We start from the raw sequence: 22602 nt of genomic DNA, 5'->3' as shown, positions 1-22602 counted from the left end.
CGGTTCACCTATAGTTATACCAATGTGGTTACTTATTGGTTTGGCATGAAATTCGGTGAAATAATCATCTTATTTCACCATAGACGGAGAATGATGAGAGATCATGTTGACGCCTTTCCTTAGTTATATACCCAAGCTACCTCAATAGGCAGTATTCAGAGTGAGACCAGCGGGTTCAGTTCAAGGAAAATGATGGTAGTAATTCTCGCGGAAACTAGCATCTTGAGGTAGCTTGGGTATAAAATCCGGTATTTAAAGCAATAAACATCCATTAAAGGACAAGCTCATGGTAACGCTTCACACTACTTTTGGTGACATCAAGATTCAGCTAAACACAGAAAAAGCGCCTGAAACGTGTGCAAACTTCCTGCAATACTGCCGTGACGGTTTCTACAGCGATACACTATTCCACCGTGTTATCGATGGTTTCATGATCCAGGGCGGCGGCATGGCTTCTGGCATGGTAGAGAAAGAAACTCGCGCGCCAATCAAAAATGAAGCGAACAACGGCCTAAGCAACAAAGTCGGTACGCTGGCAATGGCGCGTACTATGGAGCCGCATTCTGCAAGCTCGCAGTTCTTCATCAATGTAAACGACAACAAGTTCCTGGACTTCAAATCAGAAACACCTGACGGCTGGGGCTACTGTGTATTTGCAGAAGTTGTTGAAGGCATGGACGTTGTTAACAAAATCAAAGCGGTTTCTACCGGTAACTGGGGCTATGTGCATCAGGACGTACCTGTTGAAGAAGTGGTCATCAACAGCGTCACTATCGAAGAGTAATCCATACTCTCAGGGTGGCCTTACGGCCGCCCTCCCTTCCTTATGACAACACTGTTTATTTCTGATCTGCACCTCAGTGCCGAGCGTACCGATATCACCGACTGTTTTCTTACTTTCATGAAAGAAGAAACCACGGGGATCGATGCCCTGTACGTGTTGGGTGATCTATTCGAAATGTGGATTGGCGACGATGACGACTCTCCCTTCCACCAACAAATCAAGTCAGCCTTCAGGCAATTGACTGACTCGGGAGTCCCCTGCTACTTCATCCACGGTAATCGTGATTTTCTGGTCGGGCAGCGATTTAGCCGGGAAACCGGGGTCCAGCTACTACCGGAGCATAGTGTGATCGACTTGTATGGTACGCCGACGTTGATCCTCCATGGCGATACACTATGCACCTTGGACGAAGAGTATCAACGCTACCGGAAAAAAGTACATAACCGATTCATTCAATGGTTGTTCTTCCGCTTGCCGCTGTCCTACCGACAGAAAATCGGTAACAAGATGCGCAGTAACAGCAGCATGACGAACCAGGAAAAAGCGCAGGATGTCATGGATGTCACCCTGGATGAGGTGGAAAAGATCATGGCGCAGTACCAGGTAACGGCAATGATCCACGGCCATACCCATCGCCCGGCAATCCATCACCTAAATGTCGGCAGCCTGCCTGCATCGAGGACGGTACTGGGTGACTGGTATGATCATGGCTCGGTACTGGTCTGCACACCTGGCGGCTGCCAACTGGAAACGCGCGACTTTACCCAGTCTCCCTGAGCGTTAATGGTTCAGCCGGGCCGCTCGCCTTTTGCTCATCACTCAAAAGGTACGCCATCGCGTACCTTTTTATTGTGTTTGCGACTGATTCTAACGGCTAGGATAGTGAGTGCGCGGAGCTCAATTTTGCGCGTTCACCTGCCCATGAGCGGTACATAGAGAACGAGGTGTAGAGCACAACGCCAATCACCAGCCAGGCTAACAACTGCAGATTTAGCGACTTAACCAGGTATGCCGCAATCACCACCCCGATCGGTCCGGTTATCGCTACTACCAAGGCCGCACGGCTGTTAATACGGTTCATTCGGATAAAGCTGCCGGCCGAGAAGAACGTCAAGAACGCACAGGAACACATCATGATTGGGAAGGCTGCCAACGGATGCATGCCCAGCAGGTACACCATCGTCATACACGGCGCATACAAGCCAATTCCCACCGTCATCAACGCCCCGAACAAGAAGTTACCGGCAATGGCAACCCCCAGCTTCCAGCCGCTCAGCCCGAGGGCCAATCCGCCAAGCGGGAACAGCTCCAGTTGACCGGCAAGCATCAGAGTGGCAACCACCAGCAACGCCGCACTCATCGCCAACCGTATCAGCTGGCGATCCCAGCCGGATACCAGCCGAGCGCCAACCGTCGCCCCAAGACAGGCAGCCAGGACCAGGCTAACCATGGTAACTTCGTCAACATCAACCGCGGTTAAAAAGATCAGTGACTGGGCAACAGTCGCTACTACAGCCTGACTGTTCAGGGTGCCGGGCAGGAGCTTGTCATCAACGAGCTTGAATTGTTTATACCCGGCCGTTTTAATTGCAAAGCTACCCACTCCGAGGGTATCGCAAAAATTGGCAAAGCCACCAATAAGGCCAATCGGAAAAATCTTAGTTTGCGCTTCCTGCTTACGATTTTTGCGCCACGCATTTAGCAGCATGACAACAAAAATGCCTCCACCTACAAGCAATCCAGCTTGTATGACTGTAAAGACTGTCATATTTTGCACAAAATTTTCTCAAAAGGGACTATATTGTGGATTAACTTAGTGATTAATTCTATGCTACTGGTCACAGACGTGATTTGCTATTGGATACACTCTGTGAAACCATCATCATTTATAGTATTTTGTCTTTAAGGCAGCCTGATAAAGCGTTTTATCGCCTGCCAAGCAAACTCTGGTGCCGGACGGCTCATTAATTACAATATCAATAGATTACGTCAGATTTCATGCACTCATATCTTGCTCGACAACCTGTTTTAAACAGAGACAAAGCAACCGTTGGTTACGAGTTGCTGTTCCGTGATGGCCCTAATAATTGTTTTCCGGATGTTGGTGACGAACATGCAACCAATCGGTTGTTAGCTGATAATTTCTTTACCTCGGGGGCCATAGAAGCAACATCAGGGAAAAAAGCCTTCGTCAATTTTCCCTATACCAGCCTCATTCAGCGCACCCCGCTGATGTTCCCTAAAAAAAGCTTTGTTATCGAGATCCTTGAAACCTGCGATCCCAGTGACGAATTACTCGAAGCGGTGATCGAACTCAACAGCAAAGGCTATACCCTTGCGCTGGATGACTTCGTTCCCAGTGCCGAGTGGAAGCGTTTCCTGCCGTATATCCATATCATCAAATTTGATATTCGCACGGTACCTATTGCCAAGGCCCGCTTTTTTATCCGCCACCATAAGGACAAGACGAACAAGATCCTGTTTCTGGCCGAAAAAGTAGAAACGCACGACGAGTTCACCGAAGCCTGCGAGGCAGGTTTTGACCTTTTCCAGGGCTTTTTCTTCAGCAAGCCGGAATTATTGCAGCGTAAGACACTGACGCCCTATGCGTTGACCACGCTGCGCCTGTACAAGGAGATTACCCTTTCCGACGTCGACTTTGGCACCATCGAAAGTATCATCGCCACCGATGTCTCGCTGTCTTACAAGCTGCTGCGCCATGTCAACAACCTGACATATACCCGGGCCAAACCGATCTCCTCGTTCAAACAGGCGCTTGTCTATCTCGGTGAAGAGCGCCTGAGACGATTTGTTACCTTCGTAGCCACAGCCCATGCCACCGAAAAAAAACCGCAGTCACTCTATAGCCTGTCGCTGCAGCGAGCCCATTTCTGCGAGCGCCTGAGTAATCTGGCAAGAACCGACATCATCGGGAACCAGGCCTTCCTGACCGGACTGTTCTCGCTGTTGGACTCCCTGCTCGACCAGCCGATTGAGGAAGTGATCACCCTGCTTCCTCTGGATAAGCAAGTCCAGCAGGCACTGGTGCACCAAACCGGTCCACTGGGGCTTATTCTCAAGTTAATTACAGCGTATGACAAAGCCCAGTGGGAAGCTGTTAGCCTGCTGAGCAAACAACTCCAAATCAATGAATCAGACGTTGCAGAACTGTATCTGGAGTCTTTAAAATGGTCTTCTTACTTTGAACATACAGCGACTGATTAATCCATGTCTACGCCAGACCAGCAATGCCCGTGCGGCAGCAAGAAAACACTAATAACTTGCTGCCAGCCCATCCATCAACAACCATCACGAGCCCATCACCCTGAGCAACTAATGCGCGCCAGGTACAGTGCACATGTCCTTGGTCTTGTTGACTTTGTCGTTGCCACCTATCATCCAAGCTGCGAGGCAGAGCAATACCGCGAGGCCATTGCCGAATCAGTACATTCTCACTGGCTGGGCCTGGAAGTGATCAGCAGCGAAGTTGCCGAAAACGGTGAAGGGTATGTTGAATTCAAGGCCTATTATCAAGAAGGCGACGATGAGTTTTGCCTGCAAGAAAAGTCACGCTTCCTACGCGAGCCTGTCGGTGAGGAAAGCCAGTGGTTTTATATCGACGGGGAGTACCCGCAACCGGCAGAAGAACAGCCAGTTGAGGCACCAACACCGGCTATCAGCGATAAAGTCGGTCGTAATGACCCATGCCCGTGCGGTAGCGGCAAAAAATTCAAAAAGTGCTGCGGCTAACAGGTAAGCCCAGCTCGAAGCCCGAATTATCGGGCTTCTTTTTACCCCTTCCAACCCTTCTTTACCCATTCACTCTATTACCCAACTGACGATTTCCCCCTTCACTGTTGTCTGATCGGCTTCTCCGAATAAGTATCACGATTCTCCGTAACAGTTTGAGCAAGGTCACATTTTGTCTAACAACACAGATATGATGAACAAAAAACACTCAATATCAATACCTCATTGACGATAAATTGACCATGACTCTTTAAAGAAATGAGGCAATGACATGATAAACCCCAATAACAATCTGCCGTTGAACGCTCATAAACAGCTAAAGAAAGTTACCCAGGCATCACTGATTGATGAACGCAAACAAAAAGTCGAAGCCAAAAGCGAAGACAACAAGCAGGATCCCCCCAAGGAGCAATCCCAAAAGCGCCCGCCCAAAGGCCTGCTTGATATTTATGTTTAGCTTTTATGCCTACCATTAGCGGCAAATGTTAAATATTTCATTTTATTGCTCAGGGACCCCATTCGATAACTCACTGGTCCTGAGCCGTTTGCACCTGTTTTATTTACCTTTTTTTAATAAATCAACATTTCGGTAAAAATACTGTTGCAAAATCAAATTAGCTTGGTTAGTGTGAATAGCAAGCAACGAGTTAATAACGATTTAAACAGAGTACATAATTATGCGTATCCCAATGGTAAACCTACATCACCATCATCATCCTGACTAGTCTTTCGGGAGGATACGCCTCGCTCTGGAAGACGGACAAAAACTCTTCCAGCGGTCATTAGAAATAACAGAATTCAGACCCTCGGAAGAACTCACTTCCGAGGGTTTTTTCGTTTTCAGGCTTTAAGAATAATCGATACAGGGAACACAACGATGCAGACTCAACGACTACGAATCGCGATTCAAAAGAAAGGACGCCTGAGCAAAGAGTGCCAGGACCTGTTCAAACGCTGCGGCATTAAATTCAACCTGATGGGTGAGCGCCTGGTCGTACACTCTGAAAACATGCCTATCGACCTGTTGCTGGTACGCGATGATGATATCCCGGGCCTGATCATGGATGGCGTGGTCGATTTAGGTGTCATCGGTGAAAATGAGCTTGAGGAAGTCGGTCTTGAACGTGCCGCCCTTAATGAGCCGTGCGACTACACCAAACTGCGCCGACTTGATTTTGGTGGTTGTCGCCTGTCGATTGCCATCGACAAGGACGAGCAATATACCGGCCCGCAAGACTTGCATGGCAAGCGTATTGCTACCACCTACCCACAGCTGGTCAAGCGCTATATGGACGAGCAAGGTGTCGAGTTCAGCCCTTGTATGTTAAACGGTTCAGTCGAAGTCGCACCTCGAGCAGGCCTGGCCGATGCTATCTGTGATCTGGTATCAACCGGCGCGACCCTCGAGGCCAATGGCCTGAAGGAAGTCGAAGTTATTCTGCGCTCCAAGGCAGTCCTGATCCAGCGTACGGGTGAATTCAGCGAAGACAAACAAGCACTCATCGAGCGTATTCTTACCCGAATGCAGGGTGTTATCCAGGCCAAAGAGTCGAAGTACATCATGCTACACGCCCCGACAGATCGCCTGGACCAAATCACGGCACTGCTGCCAGGCGCCGAAGACCCGACCGTGCTGCCGCTTGCTGCTGATAAAAGCCGTGTGGCCATCCATCTTGTCAGCTCAGAGAACCTGTTCTGGGAAACCATGGAACAGCTTAAAGAGCTTGGCGCAAGCTCAATCCTTGTCCTGCCAATTGAAAAGATGATGGAGTAAGCCATGAAGACGGTTGTGTGGCAATCTTTAAGCGATAACCAGCAGGAATCCCTGCTCCAGCGTCCGGCGATCACCGAAGGGGCCAATATCACGGCGATCGTCTCTGACGTGATTGCGGGTGTCCGTCAACGCGGCGATGAAGCCCTGCTGGAGCTGACCGAAAAATTCGACAAGATCCGCCCGGAATCAATCAAGGTTAGCAACCTGGAAGTGGAAGCGGCAGCAGAGCGCCTCAGCGACGAAATGAAGCAGGCCCTCAAGCAGGCCTATGACAACATCGCGACGTTCCACAAAGCACAAAAGCAACCGACGCTGCGGGTAGAAACTCAGCCAGGCGTTGTATGCGAACAGGTAACGCGTCCGATTAACACGGTCGGCCTGTATATTCCCGGCGGCAGTGCGCCGCTACCATCCACGGTGCTGATGCTCGGTGTACCGGCACAAATTGCCGGTTGCCGCCAGGCGGTTCTGTGCTCGCCACCGCCTATCGCCGATGAAATTCTGTACGTGGCCAAGCTGTGCGGCATTAGCGACATATACAATGTCGGCGGGGCCCAGGCTGTTGCCGCAATGGCCTACGGCACAGAATCGGTAGTCAAAGTAGATAAAATCTTCGGGCCGGGTAATGCCTTTGTTACCGAGGCCAAGCGTCAGGTCAGCAACGACTTCCGCGGCTCGGCAATCGATATGCCTGCTGGCCCTTCTGAGGTTCTGGTGATTGCCGACGAAACGGCAGACCCAGATTTCATTGCCGCTGATTTGCTCAGCCAGGCCGAACACGGTCCTGATTCCCAGGTTGTACTGGTTACTCCGGAGCCAAGTATCGCCGATCGCGTTGCCGATGCTATCCAGAAGCAGCTAGCCGAGCTGCCACGGGCCGAGATTGCCCGCCAGGCACTCGGATCAAGTCTGCTGATTGTGGCCGACAGCCTGACCCAGTGTATTGCTATCTCGAACCACTACGGTCCCGAGCACCTGATTGTCCAGACTCGGAATCCGCGTGAGCTGGTGCCACTGTTAGACAATGCGGGCTCCATCTTCCTCGGCGACTGGTCACCGGAATCTGTCGGTGACTATGCATCAGGAACCAACCACGTATTGCCGACATATGGCTATACTCGAACCTATTCCAGCTTGGGACTGGCCGACTTTACCAAGCGCATGACCGTACAGGAACTCAGTGCCGACGGCCTGCAGCAGCTGGCACCGACAGTGGTGACGATTGCCGAAGCAGAAGGCCTCGATGCCCACAAACGTGCCGTCACGATCAGGGTCGAGAAACTACAGACTCAGCAAGCCGTCCAGACAGCAGCAAAGGAAGCATAGGTATGACAGTTTCAAAGCTAGCGAGAAAAACAGTCCGGGAGCTGACACCCTATCAGTCAGCCCGTCGCCTCGGTGGCAGCGGTGATATCTGGCTCAATGCCAACGAGTCTCCCTTCGCCAATGAATACAACATCAAGTGTGATCGCCTCAATCGCTACAGTACCTGCCAGCCGGATGAGCTGATCCAGGCCTATGCCGACTACGCGGGAATAAAGAAAGAGCAGGTGCTCACTTCCCGTGGGGCGGACGAGGGTATTGAGCTTCTGATCCGTGCCTTCTGTGAGCCCAATCAGGATAGCATCCTGTATTGCCCGCCGACCTATGGCATGTATGCGATCAGCGCCGAAACATTTGATGTCAGCGCCAAAACGGTCCCGCTGACCGCCGACTGGCAGCTGGATCTCGCCACCATCCGCGACAACCTCAACGGTGTAAAGCTGATTTTTGTCTGCAGCCCGAACAACCCGACCGGCAACTTGCTTAACCGCCAGGATATTGAGGCACTGCTTGATATGACGGCAGACGATGCGCTGGTTGTGGTCGACGAAGCCTACATTGATTTCTGCCCGGAAGCCTCCACGGTCGATTTACTGGATCGCTACACGAACTTGGTCATCCTGCGTACCCTGTCAAAAGCCTTTGCACTGGCTGGTCTACGATGTGGATTTACACTGGCCAATCCGGAAGTTATCGAGCTACTGCTCAAAGTCATTGCCCCCTACCCAGTGCCAGTTCCTGTCACTGACATTGCCGTACAGGCTCTTTCACCTGCCGGGTTGGCAAAGACCAAGTTCCAGGTGCTCGATCTCAACGCCAACCGTGCCTACCTGCAGGCCGGATTGAGCATGCTCGAAGGTGTCACTGTCTTCGACGGCTATGGCAACTACCTGTTGGTGAAATTCCCGGATGCAGACGCCCTGTTCGCAGCCTTGTGGGACCATGGCATTATTTTGCGACGCTCCCCGATTGAAAACTGTATTCGCATCAGTATCGGCAACCGCGATGAATGTGAAAAGACGCTGGCATTTATCCGCGAGCAGCTGACCCAGAATTAAGCATTAAAGGAAGAACATTGTGAGCAAGGAAAAGATTTTATTTATTGATCGCGACGGCACCCTGATTGTCGAGCCGCCTGAAGATTTCCAGGTTGATCGCCTGGATAAACTCAAGCTTGAGCCTTTCGTGATCCCGGCGCTGCTTCAGCTTCAGGATGCGGGTTATAAACTTGTCATGGTAACCAACCAAGATGGCCTGGGCACAGACAGCTACCCGCAACCAGACTTCGATGCGCCGCACAACATGATGATGGAAATCTTCGAATCACAGGGCGTCAAATTCGATGATGTCCTGATCTGCCCGCACTTCGACGAAGACAACTGCAGCTGCCGCAAACCAAAGCTGGGCCTTGTTAAAGGGTACCTGCAACAAGGGCGTGTGGACTTCGCCACCTCGGCGGTTATCGGCGATCGCCAGACCGATCTGCAGCTCGCTGAGAATATGGCCATTCGTGGGATCCAGTACAATCCTAATCCCTTAAACGAGAAAAGCATGAACTGGCAACAGATCGTTAAAGATCTGACCACTAACCCAAGGATCGCCGAGGTCGTTCGTACCACCAAGGAAACCGATATCCGGGTCAAGGTTAACCTTGATGAGGCTGGCGGCAACAAGATCGAAACCGGCCTTGGCTTCTTCGATCACATGCTGGATCAAATTGCTACCCACGGCGGTTTCCGCATGGAGCTGACCGTCAAGGGAGACTTGCACATTGATGACCACCACAGTGTCGAAGATACCGCACTGGCGCTCGGGCAAGCATTGAAAGATGCTTTAGGCGACAAACGCGGAATTGGCCGCTTCGGCTTCAGCCTGCCGATGGATGAGTGCCTGGCGCAATGCGCGCTGGATCTCTCCGGCCGCCCGTTCCTGAAATTCGATGCCGAGTTTGGTCGCGAACAAGTGGGCGATTTGTCGACGGAGATGGTGTCGCACTTCTTCCGTTCACTCACCGATACTCTGGCCTGTACCCTGCACCTGTCTTCGACGGGTGAGAACGATCACCACATCGTTGAGAGCCTGTTCAAGGCGTTTGGCCGCACATTACGCCAGGCTATCCGGGTTGAAGGGACCGAACTACCGAGCAGTAAAGGAGTACTGTAATGGCCAGCGAGAACCAGAAAGTCGTCATTATTGATACAGGCTGCGCCAATGTCTCATCGGTCCGGTTTGCCATCGAGCGCCTTGGCTACAGCGTCACCGTCAGCAAGGAACCAGACATCGTACTGGCGGCTGACAAGCTGTTTTTGCCGGGTGTCGGCACCGCCAGCGAAGCGATGAACAACCTGGAGCAACGTGAACTGGTCGAGCTTGTCAAACAGGTCGACAAACCCTTGCTGGGTATTTGCCTCGGGATGCAGCTACTGGGCGCCTTCTCTGAGGAGCAGGGCCAGAGCGGTACCGAGCTCGTCCCGTGTCTTGCTCTTTGTGATGCCCCGATCAAAAAGCTGAAGACTGGCGCGCTACCGCTGCCGCACATGGGCTGGAATACTGTCACTCCGGCAAAAGGACACCCGCTGTTTAAGGACATTCCAGCCGGTAGTTATTTTTATTTTGTTCACAGCTATGCGATGCCGGTTTCTGCCGAGGAGGCAGAGCAAGGCGGCTATACCATCGCCCGCTGTGAATATGGGCAACCTTTTACTGCTGCGGTACAGAGCGGGAATTACTATGGCGTACAGTTCCACCCGGAACGCTCCAGCAAAGCCGGTGCCCAGCTTATTAAAAACTTTTTAGAGATGTGACTTGATAATTTAGCGAGCTAAAACACATCAAAAGGACTTAGGATGATTATTCCCGCACTTGATTTAATTAACGGCCAGGTTGTTCGCCTTTTTCAGGGCGACTACGGCCAAGTCACAGAATATAAAATCGACCCTGCCGAGCAATTCAAGCTTTATAACCAGGCCGGGGCTGACTGGCTGCACCTGGTCGATCTGACCGGGGCCAAAGACACCTCGGCACGTCAGCTGGATCTGATCAGCCAGTTGCTCGCCAGTACCCCTGCCAACATTCAGATTGGCGGCGGAGTAAGAACCGAAAAGGACGTCGCTGATCTGCTGGCAGCCGGTGCCCAGCGTGTGGTTATTGGTTCGACAGCGGTAAAACAGCCGGAGCTGGTTAAAGGCTGGATGGAAAAATATGGCCCGGAACATATTGTTCTGGCGCTCGACGTCAACATCGACGAAGACGGCAACCGCCATGTTGCCATTTCGGGCTGGCAGGAAGACTCAGGGGTCAGTATCGAAGCCCTGCTGGATGACTTCCTCACCGTCGGCCTCAAGCATGTACTGTGTACCGATATCTCCCGTGACGGCACACTGGCCGGGTCAAATGTCGAACTCTATGTCGATCTTTGTGCCCAGTATCCGCAGGTGCAGTTCCAGTCTTCGGGCGGCATCGGCGGCCTGAAAGATATCGAAGCCCTCAAGGGAAGTGGTGTAGCGGGCGTGATTGTCGGTCGTGCACTACTCGATGGAAAGTTCAGCGCTGAAGAAGCTTTTCAGTGCTGGAACAACTAACAGACAAGGAGTAACAGTATGCTAGCAAGACGAATCATTCCTTGTTTAGACGTCCGTGACGGACAGGTGGTAAAGGGCGTTCAGTTCCGCAACCACGAAATCATCGGTGACATTGTACCGCTTGCCAAGCGCTACGCCGAAGAAGGGGCTGACGAGCTGGTGTTCTATGATATCACCGCCTCAAGCGACGGCCGGGTGGTCGACAAAAGCTGGGTGGCCCGGGTAGCCGAGGTTATCGACATCCCGTTCTGTGTCGCCGGCGGCATTAAGTCAGCAGAAGATGCCAGCCGCATCCTGCAATTTGGCGCCGATAAAGTCTCTATCAACTCACCGGCTCTAGCCAACCCGGCGCTAATCACCGAACTGGCCGATAAATTTGGCGTGCAGTGCATCGTTGTCGGCATTGACTCCTACTTCGATGCCGATACCGGCAAGTATCAGGTGTACCAGTTTACCGGTGACGAGGCCCGTACCAAGGCGACCCAGTGGGAAACGCGCGACTGGGTACAGGAGGTGCAGCGACGCGGTGCCGGCGAGATTGTCCTGAACATGATGAACCAGGACGGCGTTCGCAACGGCTATGATCTGACTCAGCTTAATATGGTACGTGAAGTGTGCCATGTCCCGCTTATCGCATCCGGCGGTGCCGGTGAGATGGTTCACTTTGCCGACGCCTTCAACAAAGCCAATGTAGACGGTGCCCTAGCCGCTTCTGTCTTCCACAAACAAGTCATCAATATCGGTGAACTTAAGCAGTATTTGAAACAACAGGACGTGGAGATCCGACTATGAGCCTAACAACAAGTATTAACTGGGAAAAAGTAGACGGATTGGTCCCCGCCATTGTTCAGGACAATACCAGCGGCCAGGTGCTGATGCTGGGTTATATGAATGACGAGGCTCTGAATAAAACTCTGGAAACCAAGCAGGTTACCTTCTGGTCACGTACCAAGAGCCGCCTGTGGACCAAGGGAGAAACCTCAGGCAACGTGCTGGAGCTAAAAAGCATCAAGCTAGACTGTGATCAGGATACCCTGCTGGTAAAGGTAAATCCTGTCGGCCCGACCTGCCACCTGGGTACCACCACCTGTTTTGACAGCGATAACGCCATCGAAGGACAGGACGAGCAACCTGCCCTGGTGTTCCTTCATCAACTTGAACAAGTTCTGGCTGCTCGTAAAGATGCCGATCCTGACTCCTCCTACACCGCCAGCCTCTACGCCCGTGGTACCAAGCGTATTTCGCAAAAAGTGGGCGAAGAAGGCGTTGAAGTCGCGCTTGCGGCAACGTCGGGTGACAAGAAGGAGCTAGTCTGCGAGTCGGCCGATCTGATCTATCACCTGATCGTCTTGCTTCAGGACCAAGGACTCTCCTTATCTGATGTCACAGCCAAGCTGCAAGAGCGCCATAAATAAGCCGGAGCTATAGATAACCGGAGCCCTGCCGAACGGGTTCCGTTAGCGGCGTAGAAATAACAAAGCCTGAGTCCATGACTCAGGCTTTTTCGAATCTACCGCCAGTTTCTACCGGAAATTAGCGGCCAAGCGCTTCTTTATAATGCTTGCGGCAAACAGACACATATCGATCATTACCGCCAATTTCGACCTGATCACCATCGGCAATCGCACGGCCGGTTTCATCCTGTCGGATCACCATATTGGCTTTTCGGCCACAATGGCAAATTGTTTTCAGCTCGACCAGCTTGTCAGCCCATGACAGCAAGTATTTGCTTCCCTCGAACAATTCACCACGGAAATCACTGCGAAGGCCGTAACACAAGACAGGAATATGCATTTTATCCACCACCTCGGTCAACTGATATACCTGCTCTTTGGTGAGGAACTGGCACTCATCAATTAATACACAGTCGATTTTATTTGTTGCATGAATATCCTGAAGCTTACAGTACAAATCATCCTTCGAGTTAAACAGTTCGGCATCTTCCTGTAGCCCGATACGCGAGCTCACCTTGCCTTTGCCGTAGCGGTCATCGATAGCAGCGGTAAAAATTACCGGAGTCATTCCACGCTCACGATAGTTAAAAGATGACTGCAATAACGTCGTCGACTTACCCGCATTCATTGCCGAGTAATAGAAATACATCTGGGCCATAAGGCTCCCCGTCCAAGCGCAAAAAAACTGCCGAAATGCTACAGAAAATAGCACCGAATTAAAAGCGTCAGAATCAATGAAAAGGTAACAATTACTAAGCGGAAGATAAGAAAAAAGCCTGCAATCACATTGCAGGCTTTTCATCAAAACAAAGGCTGGGATCTATTAGCTTTTCATATTAGCGGCCAGCGCTGAAGGGCGACGGGACAACCACATCAGCAGCAGACAAACCAGGACAAAGGTAATTGTTGCCGCCATGAATGCCACAGCCATCGAGCTGGTCAAACCCAGCACCAGGAAGCCGACTGTCGATACCACCGCCACGGCTACAGCATATGGCAGCTGCGTTGCAACGTGGTCAATATGATGACAGCGTGCACCGGTCGAAGACAGAATTGTCGTATCCGAGATTGGCGAACAGTGGTCGCCAAACACCGAACCAGCCAGTACTGCGCCCAGCATCGGCAACATCAGAGCAATCTCAGTCGCTCCCGCCAGGTCACCGGCGATTGGCAGCATAATACCGAATGTCCCCCAAGAGGTACCGGTCGAGAACGCCATCAGGCCTGCCAGCAGGAACAGGATTGCCGGAAGTAGCATCGGGTTGATATTGCCCTGCACCAAGGTCGAAAGGTATTTACCCGTTGCCATATCGCTGATCACGCTACCGATACTCCAGGCAAACAACAAGATCAGGATGGCACCAAACATTGACTTCGCACCAATCCACATCGTACTGGCAACATCAGCCATTGGCAGACGCTGACGCAATACTGGTACTAGCGCAGCCAGCAGACCGACAATACCGCCGTATACCAGCGACATACCAACATCGGTATTTTCAAACGCGCCCAGAATATTAAAGGCAAGACCGTCGGCAGCCAGCGCCTGGTAACCAGTGAAAATCATAAAGAAGAAGGTCGCGAAGATCAGGGCAACGATTGGCATGATCAAATCGGATACACGTCCCTTGTCGCTTTCTTCAATTTCCAGCTCGTCATTCAAATCTTTTGCCTGGCTGTCGTCATCGCCTTCGTCAAAACCATGGCCATGGCTCGCCTGAAGTTCATGCTTTTTCATTGCACCGATATCCAGCTGGAACCAGGCAACAACAAATACCATTAATAGTGCAAAGACCGCATAGAAGTTCATTGGGGCAAGCTGAATAAATGCACTTAATGCTGAATACTCAGTAATGCCATGTGAAACCAGAATACCGCCAATCAGGGTAATAATATAAGCCCCCCAGCTGGATGCAGGCATCAGCACACACATCGGAGCAGCCGTTGAGTCAAGGATATAGGCCAGTTTTGCACGAGACACATAAAAGCGGTCAGTTACCGGGCGAGAAATCGAGCCGACTGCCAAGCTATTAAAATAGTCATCGACAAAAATGAATACACCCAGGAAAGCTGCCAGCAGCTTAGCGCCACGCTTACTTTTAATTTTGGTCTGCGCCCACTCGGCAAATGCACGGGTACCGCCCGAAAGAGTCAATAACGCCGTCGTCATCCCCAGTAAAATAAGGAAGGCGACAATACTCATATTCCAGCTATTAATTGCTCCGTCATCAATGAAAAGTCCCTTCACTGTGCTGCCGACATATCCTGCCGTTTCACCGAAGGAAAAGTCAGTCAATAACAATGAGCCGAGAAGGACACCAACGCCTAATGAAATCAAAACGCGGCGAGTTAAAATCGCTAGGCCTAACGCCACCAGTGGCGGTAGAAGCGAAATAGAAGAATGGGAAAAATCTACAATGTTCATGATCTCTATAACAACCGATCTTGGTTGGAGATCTACTGCTGAACACGACAATGTCGCGAGAAAAGAGCATAAGAAGAGGATGTTACCTTTTCCGACCCCACAGTAGCGCTCCATAGTTAATGTAATTATATACTATGGCAGTGTTGCCCCTATTCGGTGACAACCCCAGCAAGAAGGAGTGATAATCCTTACTTACTTCGGCATTGGCTCCTTTTGCAGATCATCATTGGAATCACCCTCCAACCTGCTACTTATAGACAATGCGCCTCTACCCTTAGTCAAGGAATGGCTAATTCTACGGGATAGCGATTCATTTGCAACAACTTCAAGTGAAAAAATTAACACGAATAGTGAATAATCTTGCCTGCATGCTGAAAAAACAACCAACTATCGAGCCTCTATATTGCCATAATATGAAATAGCACGCACTTCATTATTCTGCTCAATACCACTCTTCTCTTGATTAATTGCACTAACAGCATGGATTAGATGTTATTACAAATGAGATTATTTGAACTCAATTAGAAAAAATTCAAATATAGAGTGGATATTTTATTTGGCATCAGGGTATTAAAAGTATTATTATTGCAATTATTGATTTGTGACTGCTATTATTATTTAAAATAGTTTTAGGCCAACAGGAAATTAAAAATGTCTGATGCAATGAAAGCGCTGTTAAACCTACGTAGCCTTCGCGCTCTTTCACGTGAATATACTCTAGAACAACTTCAAGAAGCTCTTGAGAAACTACAAACAGTCGTTACTGAACGTGAAGAAGCTGAAGCTGAAGAACGTGCAAAAGAAAATGAGCGTAACGAGAAACTGGCTCAATACCGTGAAATGCTTCTAGCTGACGGCATCGACCCAGAAGAATTACTAGCAACACTAAGCAAAGCTCCTAAAGCAAAACGTGCTGCTCGTCCTGCTAAATATAAATTCCTTGATGAAAACGGCGAAGAAAAGACTTGGACAGGTCAAGGCCGTACACCAAGTGCACTGAAGAAAGCACTTGATGAAGGCAAATCTCTAGAAGATTTCGAAATCAAATAATCGCTGAATATAAGCTGAACAAAAGCCTGGAATAATTCCAGGCTTTTTTGTATCTGGCCTTGGCAGACATACCTGTCAGGCTAAAAGGGGGATCTCGCCTCTTCGAAGGTATATACCATTCAGAGAACAAATAACTCTGGCGATAGTACTCAGCGTGTTTTATCAGAGAAAAGAAAGCCAGACATAATGTCTGGCTTTCTTTTCGACCTTATCGAATTTGATCAGCCAGGTGGCTGACAGCGAGCGCAAAATAATGCGACCGATTCCACTTTAGCAATGTCTGGTAATTTCCGTATACCAAGTATGCCCTGCCATGATTATCATCGGGTTGAATAAGCCAAGCTTTAATATCAGCCTTGGGTAAAGGCTGCCCATTTAATCTTCTGACACCTAGCTGTTGCCATTCTGCCAGAGGGCGGCCTTTATCCTTTTCAATACCCAGAAGTGACTCATCTATACCATTCGGTATTTTCACTTGCCGTCCCCAGGTATATTTATCATCCCAGCCTGACTTGCTCAGATAATTGGCTGCCGAGGCAAATACATCTGCTTCCGTGTTCCAAATATCAATGCGACCATCATTATTTCCATCGACTGCATAGGCCAAAAATGACGTCGGCATAAACTGAGGCTGCCCCATTGCTCCCGCCCAGGAACCTTTCATCTTAGCTGGGGTGATATGTCCGGCATCCAAAATTTCTAACGCCGCCATCACCTGGCTACGGAAAAAAGCTTCTCGACGCCCTTCATAAGCTAATGTAGAGAGCGCTTCAATCACATTGTAATTTCCCATCAGACGACCGAAATTACTTTCTACGCCCCACAAGGCAACAATAAACCTTGGCTGTACGCCCAACTGCTGACCAATTTTATCCAATGCCGTTTTGTGCTTCCGATATAACTGGTTTGCTTGCTTAACTTTCCATTTAGGGACTGCCCGGGGGATATATTCATCTAAGGTCAACTTTTTTTCAGGCTGGTTTTTATCAGCCTTAACGGCACGCTCGGTAAATGTAATACCGTCAAAAGCAGAGTTGATTATCGACTCTGAAATTCCATTTTCCCGGGCTTCGGCTTTCAGCCCGAGTACATATTCGTCAAACCCTGCATCAGCCGCGAAGGCCGATGACGAGATCCCTAAACCTAAGGCCACCAGGGCCGACATCAATCTCTTACGCATAGTTACCCTTTTGCATCTTTTCCGACTTTGTCGGCCTTATATTTCTCAAGCAAATTCGTAACTGGCGGTGGAACCTGAAGGTAATAACCAACTGTCGCCAGAGCTTCTTTTACCTTCTCCACATCAGCCAGTGCTAATTTACGTCCATTATCAAGCTTAAGTACCATCACAAACTGCGGGGTACCAAAGGTTGCCATCAGACTCTCAGGAACATCGGAGAAGTCATCTTTAGTATTGATATATAGATATGTGTTTTCTTTCTTAGGGCTTTTGTAGATTGCACAAAACATTAAAAATAGCCTGTTAGTTAAAGCTTTCATCTCATTCAGACCGCGATTTTGCGAAATCATTCCCTCGAATAGCCAGTCTAAGACGGCACAGATGGGACGCTTGTCTGAATTTCCAACGCTAAAGCAAGGATAGCTTGCTGATATACCCTTGGGAATATAACATGCAAGTATCTATGTGATAACGAGCCTTAACGGCTAATTAAGCGACAGTCATTAAATGAGTATGACAAAACCAGCAGAACTGAAAGGGAGCTCTTTCACGCTCTCGGCCCTGCATCTTGTTGATGGGGACATCGAAAAGGCGACAGACTTCTTAAAAGAAAAAGTCAGTCAGGCGCCCAATTTCTTCGCCGCTGCACCTGTCGTCATCGACATTAGCCAAGCCGGCAACAACATCGACTTCAGTACGTTAAAATCGGAAGTGCAAAAGGCAGGAATGATCCCTGTAGGGATAAGTGGCTGTAAAGATACTCAATTGCAAAGTCAGGCAAAGCGCGCCGGGTTTGCTATCATGAATGCTGCACGACAAACTAAAGCGGCCGAAACGGCCATGGAGCCAACCAGGATTATTCGCACGCCAGTACGCTCAGGCCAGCAAATCTATGCCAAAAATTGTGATTTGGTCGTCATGAACCATGTCAGTGCCGGTGCCGAAATTATTGCCGATGGCTGTATCCATATCTACGGTACAATGCGCGGCCGGGCAATTGCCGGGGCCAGCGGCCAGCAACAGGCGCGTATTTTTTGTCAAAATTTGCAATCTGAACTGATTTCCATTGCCGGAAACTACTGGCTAAGTGATAAAATTGAAGCTGAGTTCTGGGGTAAAGGTGTCGTTATCTCACTTGCTGAAAATAATTTAAACATAGAGCATTTGGCTTTATAACGTTTGATAAGGAATTTATAGATGGCACGTATTATCGTTGTTACCTCGGGGAAAGGTGGCGTTGGTAAAACAACCTCCAGTGCAGCTATCGCATCGGGCCTTGCCTTAAGCGGCAAAAAAACTGCAGTTATTGATTTCGATATCGGCCTGCGTAACCTTGACCTGATCATGGGTTGCGAGCGTCGTGTCGTATATGACTTTGTCAATGTGATTAACGGTGAAGCCAACCTCAACCAGGCGCTGATCAAAGACAAGCGCGTCGAGAACCTCTTCGTGCTGCCGGCCTCCCAGACACGTGACAAGGACGCCCTCAGCCGTGAAGGCGTTGAGCGTGTACTCAATGATCTGGATGAGATGGGCTTCGACTTTATTATCTGTGACTCGCCGGCAGGTATTGAAACTGGTGCGCTGATGGCGCTGTATTTCGCCGATGAAGCGATTGTCACTACGAACCCGGAAGTTTCTTCGGTCCGAGATTCCGACCGTATCCTGGGTATTCTCGATTCCAAGTCGCGCCGTGCGGAAAACTCGCTGGAGCCAGTGAAAACACACTTGCTTCTGACCCGCTACAACCCTGCTCGCGTGACATTGGGTGAAATGCTCAGTGTTGGTGATGTCGAAGAGATACTACACATTCCACTGTTGGGCGTGATCCCTGAAAGTCAGGCGGTACTTAATGCCTCCAACAAAGGTGAGCCTGTTATCTTCGACAAGGAATCAGACGCAGGCATGGCCTATGAAGATACTGTCGGCCGTCTAATGGGTGAAGAACGCCCGTTCCGTTTCTTAGAGGAAGAGAAAAAAGGCTTCCTTAAACGCTTGTTTGGAGGCTAATTCACTATGGCTTTGCTAGAGTTCTTCCGCCCCAAGAAACCAACAACGGCGAGCGTAGCCAAAGAAAGGCTACAAATCATCGTTGCCGAAAGGCGTACGGCCAACCAAGGCACGCCTAGCTACCTGCCGCAGCTAAAACAAGATATTCTTGAGGTGATCCGCAAATATGTTGAGATCACTCCGGACCAAGTCAGTGTCAACCTAGATCAGAAAGAAGAAGATCTCTCTGTTCTGGAACTCAATGTCACCTTGCCGGAAGAAGAAAAATAACGGTTATTCAAAATCAAAGCCCCGGTCACTGAACCGGGGCTTTTTTTTATCTGCCAGCCATATCCGTACGGTTATCTGTCCAACAAAGGGAGCACACGTGCTTCGAACAGCTCCTTTCGCCAGTTCTTTAGCATATCGGGACGATCATCGTCAGGCCTTTGCTTTTTCCACGCCCATGAAATCAGCTGGTTGACCTGCTTCTTGGAGGCCAGAAACTCCGGGGCAAGACCTGTTTCCTTCTCAACTTTCGCGACTTCATCCTTTATCCGCTTCACCAGCTGCTTGTAGCCAGCCAGATCAACAAGCCGAACGATTTTTTCCGGATACTGCTGAGGAGGCATATCATCAACATCATGCACCATTTTCAACAGGCGATTGGCATGGCGCTGAATCTCCATATTATCAAAGCCCTCTTTGGCCATAACGGCCTTGGAGCGAATGTTATAGCGCGCCAACTTCCACAGGTGCAGCTCTTTGACAATAAAGTTCAGGGCTAAGTCCCGCTTGCGGGCTTCCAGCAAACGCCACTTGGCCACTTTCTGCAACACGGCCAGCTGCTTGGGTTCAAGCTGCCAGGCATTCTTGATATCCAGATACACTTTCTCGGGATCAACCGGCTTAATGCGCTTTAACATCAGCGCAGCACACTCCTGCACCAATGCATCCTGCCATCCTTTCTCTTCAACCTGTGCCGAGAGCTTCTGATACAGCGGCAACAGATAAAATACATCTGCCGCCGCATAATCGAGCTGTTTTGCCGATAGCGGACGAGCCAGCCAGTTAGTGCGAGCTTCGCCTTTATCCAGCTCTATCCCCAGGAAGTCATTAACCAGGGTTCCGAAACCGGCAGAGACGCCATAGCCAAGAAACGCAGCCATCACCTGGGTATCGATCATTGGTGTCGGCAGGCAGCCAGCGTAATGCTGAAAGACTTCCAGATCCTCGCCGCAGGCATGCAGTACCTTGGTGACTGACTGGTCGCGAAGCAGGGCCCATAGCGGCTCTAGATCGTCAATTTCCAGCGGATCAATCAAAGCCAAACTGTCCCCGTCAAACAGCTGGATCAATCCGAGCTTGGGGTACAGAGTGCGCGTGCGGACAAATTCCGTATCAAGCATGACTGCCGCCTTGGTGCGGGCATGCTCGCAGACAATTTCCAACCGCTCAGTTGTTGTTATGATTTCAAAATTCACAGCAAACCTTTTTTATCAGCTATGACTAACCGAAAGAAAGTGCCGGCGTTATAGCCGGCACTCGAATTAATCTCATTGTAACCTGAATTGGCAGCTTATGCTTCTTGCGGCTGCTTATCCGACTCTTCACGCAAAGCTCGGCGCAAGATTTTACCGACATTGGTTTTCGGCAGCTCGTCACGGAACTCGACAACCTTTGGTACTTTATACCCGGTCAGGTGCTCGCGGCAATGCATCAGAAGCTCATCGCGGGTCAGATTCGGATCCCGCTTGACCACGCAAATCTTCACCACTTCGCCGGAGACTTCATGCGGCAGACCAATCGCGGCCACTTCCAGAACCTTGCTGTTCAGGGCTACAACATCTTCAATTTCGTTAGGGTAAACATTAAAACCCGAGACCAGTATCATGTCTTTTTTACGATCGACAATATGCAAGAAGCCGTCCTCGTCAAAGCGAACGATATCGCCGGTTGATAGCCAGCCATCGTCCGTCAGTACTTCCTTGGTCGCCTCCGGACGCTGCCAGTAGCCCTGCATCACCTGAGGACCACGGACCTGCAGCTCACCAGTTTGATCGTTACCCAGCACATTGCCTTCGTCATCTACCATACGCACATCAGTAGACGGTACCGGTAGACCGATAGAACCGTTGTAATCAACAAGATCATAGGGATAAGCTGCTACCAGCGGAGAGCATTCCGTCAAACCGTACCCTTCCAGCAAGTAGTTGCCAGTCATCTGCTTCCACTTGTCAGCCACGGCTCGCTGTACGGCCATGCCACCGCCCACCGACAGGCGCAGGTTGCTAAAGTCAAGCTCGTGGAAGTCCTCATTGTTCACAAGGGCATTAAACAACGTATTTACCCCGGTGATCGCCGTAAACGGGTAGCGCTGAAGTTCTTTGACAAAAGTCGGAATGTCACGCGGGTTGGTGATCAGTAGATTTCGGCCGCCCATTTCAATAAACAGCAGACAGTTCACCGTCAGCGCAAAGACATGATAAAGCGGCAGTGCCGTCACAATCAGCTCACGTCCCTCGGTCAGTACCGGCCCGTAGGCCCCTTTGGCCTGCATCACATTGGCCAGCATATTGCGGTGACTCAGTATCGCCCCTTTGGCGACACCGGTTGTCCCACCGGTATACTGCAGAAAGGCGGTATCGTCGCCGGACATGAACGGCTTAACATACTGCATCCGGCGGCCTTTGCTCAGCGCCGATCGCATCGAGGTAGCGTGGGGAAGGTGGTACTTCGGCACCATCTTCTTGATGTACTTGACGACAAAGTTAACCAGCGTACCTTTCGGCCGTGAGAGCTGATCACCCAGCCTTGTCAGGACAACGTGCTGGACACCGGTGTTTTTCACCACGTTTTCTAGAGTGTGTGCAAAGTTCGAAACAATAACAATCGCTTTGGCGCCGGAATCGTTTAGCTGATGCTCAAGTTCTCGCGGGGTATACAGCGGGTTAACATTAACCACCACACAACCGGCACGCAAAATTCCAAACAAGGCGATCGGATACTGCAGCAGGTTCGGCATCATCACTGCGACACGGTCACCCTTTTTCAGCTTGAGCTCATTTTGCAAATATGCAGCAAAAGCACGGCTGCGCTCTTCCAGCTTGCGGAAGGTCATGACCTGCCCCATATTGATAAAGGCTGTCTGGTCTGCATACTTCTGTACAGATTGCTCAAACATCTCTACCAGAGACGGGTACATGTCCGGGTTAATTTCTGCCGGTACATCTTCCGGATAGCGGTTAAGCCAAACCTTATCCACTTTGCACTCTCCTTATATTATCTGGCG

General features: G+C 50.2%; 24 protein-coding genes, 1 riboswitch and 1 other annotated feature. Of the genes, 17 read left to right on the top strand and 7 right to left on the bottom strand.

Features of this window, described 5'->3' with window-relative positions; all coding sequences use genetic code 11:
• Positions 1–286 precede the first annotated feature (286 nt).
• Positions 287–784: a peptidylprolyl isomerase gene (locus BIT28_RS28435; protein WP_075768345.1), complete on the top strand. Its 498-nt coding sequence runs from the start codon at positions 287–289 to the stop codon at positions 782–784.
• A gap of 42 nt (positions 785–826) precedes the next feature.
• On the top strand, positions 827–1561 hold the full coding sequence (lpxH, locus tag BIT28_RS28430; protein WP_075768344.1) for a UDP-2,3-diacylglucosamine diphosphatase: 735 nt from the start codon (positions 827–829) through the stop codon (positions 1559–1561).
• Between the two features lie 97 nt (positions 1562–1658).
• Here lpxH and BIT28_RS28425 read toward each other — a convergent pair whose 3' ends face one another.
• A complete protein-coding gene (locus BIT28_RS28425; RefSeq protein ID WP_075768440.1) occupies positions 1659–2552 on the bottom strand; it encodes a sulfite exporter TauE/SafE family protein in 894 nt (297 codons plus the stop codon).
• Positions 2553–2782: 230 nt separating this feature from the next.
• On the opposite strand from BIT28_RS28425, the gene BIT28_RS28420 reads away from it, so the two are divergent.
• The 11 genes from BIT28_RS28420 (at position 2783) to hisIE (ending at position 12627) form a co-directional block, all read left to right on the top strand.
• Positions 2783–4009, top strand: a complete 1227-nt coding sequence (locus BIT28_RS28420) for an EAL and HDOD domain-containing protein (protein WP_075768343.1) — start codon at positions 2783–2785, stop codon at positions 4007–4009.
• A gap of 3 nt (positions 4010–4012) precedes the next feature.
• A complete protein-coding gene (locus BIT28_RS28415) occupies positions 4013–4534 on the top strand; it encodes a YchJ family metal-binding protein (protein WP_075768342.1) in 522 nt (173 codons plus the stop codon).
• Positions 4535–4805: 271 nt separating this feature from the next.
• Complete coding sequence (locus BIT28_RS28410; RefSeq protein WP_075768341.1) at positions 4806–4991, top strand: hypothetical protein; 186 nt, start codon at positions 4806–4808, stop codon at positions 4989–4991.
• Positions 4992–5234: 243 nt separating this feature from the next.
• Positions 5235–5372 (top strand) — a sequence feature (His leader region).
• A gap of 39 nt (positions 5373–5411) precedes the next feature.
• Positions 5412–6308: an ATP phosphoribosyltransferase gene (hisG, locus tag BIT28_RS28405; RefSeq protein WP_075768340.1), complete on the top strand. Its 897-nt coding sequence runs from the start codon at positions 5412–5414 to the stop codon at positions 6306–6308.
• 3 nt (positions 6309–6311) lie between these two features.
• Positions 6312–7634, top strand: coding sequence for a histidinol dehydrogenase (gene hisD, locus BIT28_RS28400; protein ID WP_075768339.1), 1323 nt, complete (start codon positions 6312–6314; stop codon positions 7632–7634).
• Positions 7635–7636: 2 nt separating this feature from the next.
• On the top strand, positions 7637–8689 hold the full coding sequence (gene hisC / locus BIT28_RS28395) for a histidinol-phosphate transaminase (protein ID WP_075768338.1): 1053 nt from the start codon (positions 7637–7639) through the stop codon (positions 8687–8689).
• A gap of 19 nt (positions 8690–8708) precedes the next feature.
• On the top strand, positions 8709–9794 hold the full coding sequence (hisB, locus tag BIT28_RS28390) for a bifunctional histidinol-phosphatase/imidazoleglycerol-phosphate dehydratase HisB (protein WP_083652204.1): 1086 nt from the start codon (positions 8709–8711) through the stop codon (positions 9792–9794).
• Positions 9794–10435 carry an imidazole glycerol phosphate synthase subunit HisH gene (gene hisH / locus BIT28_RS28385; protein ID WP_075768336.1) on the top strand — a complete coding sequence of 214 codons (642 nt, stop codon included), beginning with the start codon at positions 9794–9796 and terminating at the stop codon, positions 10433–10435. The genes hisB and hisH overlap by 1 nt, the downstream gene beginning before the upstream one ends.
• 42 nt (positions 10436–10477) lie before the next feature.
• Positions 10478–11212 carry a 1-(5-phosphoribosyl)-5-[(5-phosphoribosylamino)methylideneamino]imidazole-4-carboxamide isomerase gene (hisA, locus tag BIT28_RS28380; protein ID WP_075768335.1) on the top strand — a complete coding sequence of 245 codons (735 nt, stop codon included), beginning with the start codon at positions 10478–10480 and terminating at the stop codon, positions 11210–11212.
• An 18-nt stretch (positions 11213–11230) separates the two neighbouring features.
• Positions 11231–12004, top strand: a complete 774-nt coding sequence (hisF, locus tag BIT28_RS28375; RefSeq protein WP_075768334.1) for an imidazole glycerol phosphate synthase subunit HisF — start codon at positions 11231–11233, stop codon at positions 12002–12004.
• Complete coding sequence (hisIE, locus tag BIT28_RS28370) at positions 12001–12627, top strand: bifunctional phosphoribosyl-AMP cyclohydrolase/phosphoribosyl-ATP diphosphatase HisIE (protein WP_075768333.1); 627 nt, start codon at positions 12001–12003, stop codon at positions 12625–12627. The genes hisF and hisIE overlap by 4 nt, the downstream gene beginning before the upstream one ends.
• A 118-nt stretch (positions 12628–12745) precedes the next feature.
• On the opposite strand, the gene BIT28_RS28365 is transcribed toward hisIE, so the two are convergent.
• Positions 12746–13324: a thymidine kinase gene (locus BIT28_RS28365; RefSeq protein WP_075768332.1), complete on the bottom strand. Its 579-nt coding sequence runs from the start codon at positions 13322–13324 to the stop codon at positions 12746–12748.
• Between the two features lie 165 nt (positions 13325–13489).
• Positions 13490–15091 carry a Na+/H+ antiporter NhaC family protein gene (locus BIT28_RS28360; RefSeq protein WP_075768331.1) on the bottom strand — a complete coding sequence of 534 codons (1602 nt, stop codon included), beginning with the start codon at positions 15089–15091 and terminating at the stop codon, positions 13490–13492.
• 95 nt (positions 15092–15186) lie between these two features.
• A riboswitch (Lysine riboswitch) is annotated at positions 15187–15370 on the bottom strand.
• A 372-nt stretch (positions 15371–15742) separates the two neighbouring features.
• Between BIT28_RS28360 and BIT28_RS28355 the strand changes: the two genes are divergently transcribed.
• Positions 15743–16141, top strand: a complete 399-nt coding sequence (locus BIT28_RS28355) for an H-NS family histone-like protein (protein WP_075768330.1) — start codon at positions 15743–15745, stop codon at positions 16139–16141.
• A 208-nt stretch (positions 16142–16349) separates the two neighbouring features.
• On the opposite strand, the gene BIT28_RS28350 is transcribed toward BIT28_RS28355, so the two are convergent.
• Together BIT28_RS28350 and BIT28_RS28345 are read right to left on the bottom strand one after the other, a co-directional pair.
• On the bottom strand, positions 16350–17321 hold the full coding sequence (locus BIT28_RS28350; RefSeq protein WP_075768329.1) for a lytic murein transglycosylase: 972 nt from the start codon (positions 17319–17321) through the stop codon (positions 16350–16352).
• A 2-nt stretch (positions 17322–17323) separates the two neighbouring features.
• A complete protein-coding gene (locus tag BIT28_RS28345) occupies positions 17324–17611 on the bottom strand; it encodes a YcgL domain-containing protein (protein WP_075768328.1) in 288 nt (95 codons plus the stop codon).
• Positions 17612–17834: 223 nt separating this feature from the next.
• Here BIT28_RS28345 and minC point away from each other — a divergent pair, with 223 nt between their 5' ends.
• Genes minC through minE form a run of 3 tightly spaced genes read left to right on the top strand, consistent with a single transcriptional unit; the run spans position 17835 to position 19601 of the window.
• On the top strand, positions 17835–18497 hold the full coding sequence (gene minC, locus BIT28_RS28340; RefSeq protein ID WP_075768439.1) for a septum site-determining protein MinC: 663 nt from the start codon (positions 17835–17837) through the stop codon (positions 18495–18497).
• A 21-nt stretch (positions 18498–18518) separates the two neighbouring features.
• Positions 18519–19331 (top strand): septum site-determining protein MinD, encoded by an 813-nt coding sequence (gene minD / locus BIT28_RS28335; protein WP_075768327.1) that lies wholly within the window; start codon positions 18519–18521, stop codon positions 19329–19331.
• A gap of 6 nt (positions 19332–19337) precedes the next feature.
• Complete coding sequence (minE, locus tag BIT28_RS28330; RefSeq protein WP_075768326.1) at positions 19338–19601, top strand: cell division topological specificity factor MinE; 264 nt, start codon at positions 19338–19340, stop codon at positions 19599–19601.
• Positions 19602–19672: 71 nt separating this feature from the next.
• Here minE and rnd read toward each other — a convergent pair whose 3' ends face one another.
• Both rnd and fadD read right to left on the bottom strand, forming a co-directional pair.
• Entirely contained in the window at positions 19673–20794 is a 1122-nt protein-coding gene (gene rnd / locus BIT28_RS28325) for a ribonuclease D (RefSeq protein WP_075768325.1), read from the bottom strand.
• 95 nt (positions 20795–20889) lie between these two features.
• Entirely contained in the window at positions 20890–22575 is a 1686-nt protein-coding gene (fadD, locus tag BIT28_RS28320) for a long-chain-fatty-acid--CoA ligase FadD (RefSeq protein WP_075768324.1), read from the bottom strand.
• Between the last annotated feature and the right edge of the window lie 27 nt (positions 22576–22602).

This window comes from Photobacterium proteolyticum, assembly GCF_001939735.1.
Lineage (GTDB): Bacteria > Pseudomonadota > Gammaproteobacteria > Enterobacterales > Vibrionaceae > Photobacterium > Photobacterium proteolyticum.
This window is presented reverse-complemented; position numbering and strand designations above follow the sequence as displayed.

What these genes read in the sequence shown, in the direction of transcription:
- BIT28_RS28435 (WP_075768345.1), top strand. Translation starts at nt 287, where the DNA reads ATGGTAACGCTTCACACTACTTTTGGTGACATCAAGATTCAGCTAAAC.
- lpxH (WP_075768344.1), top strand. Translation starts at nt 827, where the DNA reads ATGACAACACTGTTTATTTCTGATCTGCACCTCAGTGCCGAGCGTACC.
- BIT28_RS28425 (WP_075768440.1), bottom strand. Translation starts at nt 2,552, where the DNA reads ATGACAGTCTTTACAGTCATACAAGCTGGATTGCTTGTAGGTGGAGGC.
- BIT28_RS28420 (WP_075768343.1), top strand. Translation starts at nt 2,783, where the DNA reads ATGCACTCATATCTTGCTCGACAACCTGTTTTAAACAGAGACAAAGCA.
- BIT28_RS28415 (WP_075768342.1), top strand. Translation starts at nt 4,013, where the DNA reads ATGTCTACGCCAGACCAGCAATGCCCGTGCGGCAGCAAGAAAACACTA.
- BIT28_RS28410 (WP_075768341.1), top strand. Translation starts at nt 4,806, where the DNA reads ATGATAAACCCCAATAACAATCTGCCGTTGAACGCTCATAAACAGCTA.
- hisG (WP_075768340.1), top strand. Translation starts at nt 5,412, where the DNA reads ATGCAGACTCAACGACTACGAATCGCGATTCAAAAGAAAGGACGCCTG.
- hisD (WP_075768339.1), top strand. Translation starts at nt 6,312, where the DNA reads ATGAAGACGGTTGTGTGGCAATCTTTAAGCGATAACCAGCAGGAATCC.
- hisC (WP_075768338.1), top strand. Translation starts at nt 7,637, where the DNA reads ATGACAGTTTCAAAGCTAGCGAGAAAAACAGTCCGGGAGCTGACACCC.
- hisH (WP_075768336.1), top strand. Translation starts at nt 9,794, where the DNA reads ATGGCCAGCGAGAACCAGAAAGTCGTCATTATTGATACAGGCTGCGCC.
- hisA (WP_075768335.1), top strand. Translation starts at nt 10,478, where the DNA reads ATGATTATTCCCGCACTTGATTTAATTAACGGCCAGGTTGTTCGCCTT.
- hisF (WP_075768334.1), top strand. Translation starts at nt 11,231, where the DNA reads ATGCTAGCAAGACGAATCATTCCTTGTTTAGACGTCCGTGACGGACAG.
- hisIE (WP_075768333.1), top strand. Translation starts at nt 12,001, where the DNA reads ATGAGCCTAACAACAAGTATTAACTGGGAAAAAGTAGACGGATTGGTC.
- BIT28_RS28365 (WP_075768332.1), bottom strand. Translation starts at nt 13,324, where the DNA reads ATGGCCCAGATGTATTTCTATTACTCGGCAATGAATGCGGGTAAGTCG.
- BIT28_RS28360 (WP_075768331.1), bottom strand. Translation starts at nt 15,091, where the DNA reads ATGAACATTGTAGATTTTTCCCATTCTTCTATTTCGCTTCTACCGCCA.
- BIT28_RS28355 (WP_075768330.1), top strand. Translation starts at nt 15,743, where the DNA reads ATGTCTGATGCAATGAAAGCGCTGTTAAACCTACGTAGCCTTCGCGCT.
- BIT28_RS28350 (WP_075768329.1), bottom strand. Translation starts at nt 17,321, where the DNA reads ATGCGTAAGAGATTGATGTCGGCCCTGGTGGCCTTAGGTTTAGGGATC.
- BIT28_RS28345 (WP_075768328.1), bottom strand. Translation starts at nt 17,611, where the DNA reads ATGTTTTGTGCAATCTACAAAAGCCCTAAGAAAGAAAACACATATCTA.
- minC (WP_075768439.1), top strand. Translation starts at nt 17,835, where the DNA reads ATGACAAAACCAGCAGAACTGAAAGGGAGCTCTTTCACGCTCTCGGCC.
- minD (WP_075768327.1), top strand. Translation starts at nt 18,519, where the DNA reads ATGGCACGTATTATCGTTGTTACCTCGGGGAAAGGTGGCGTTGGTAAA.
- minE (WP_075768326.1), top strand. Translation starts at nt 19,338, where the DNA reads ATGGCTTTGCTAGAGTTCTTCCGCCCCAAGAAACCAACAACGGCGAGC.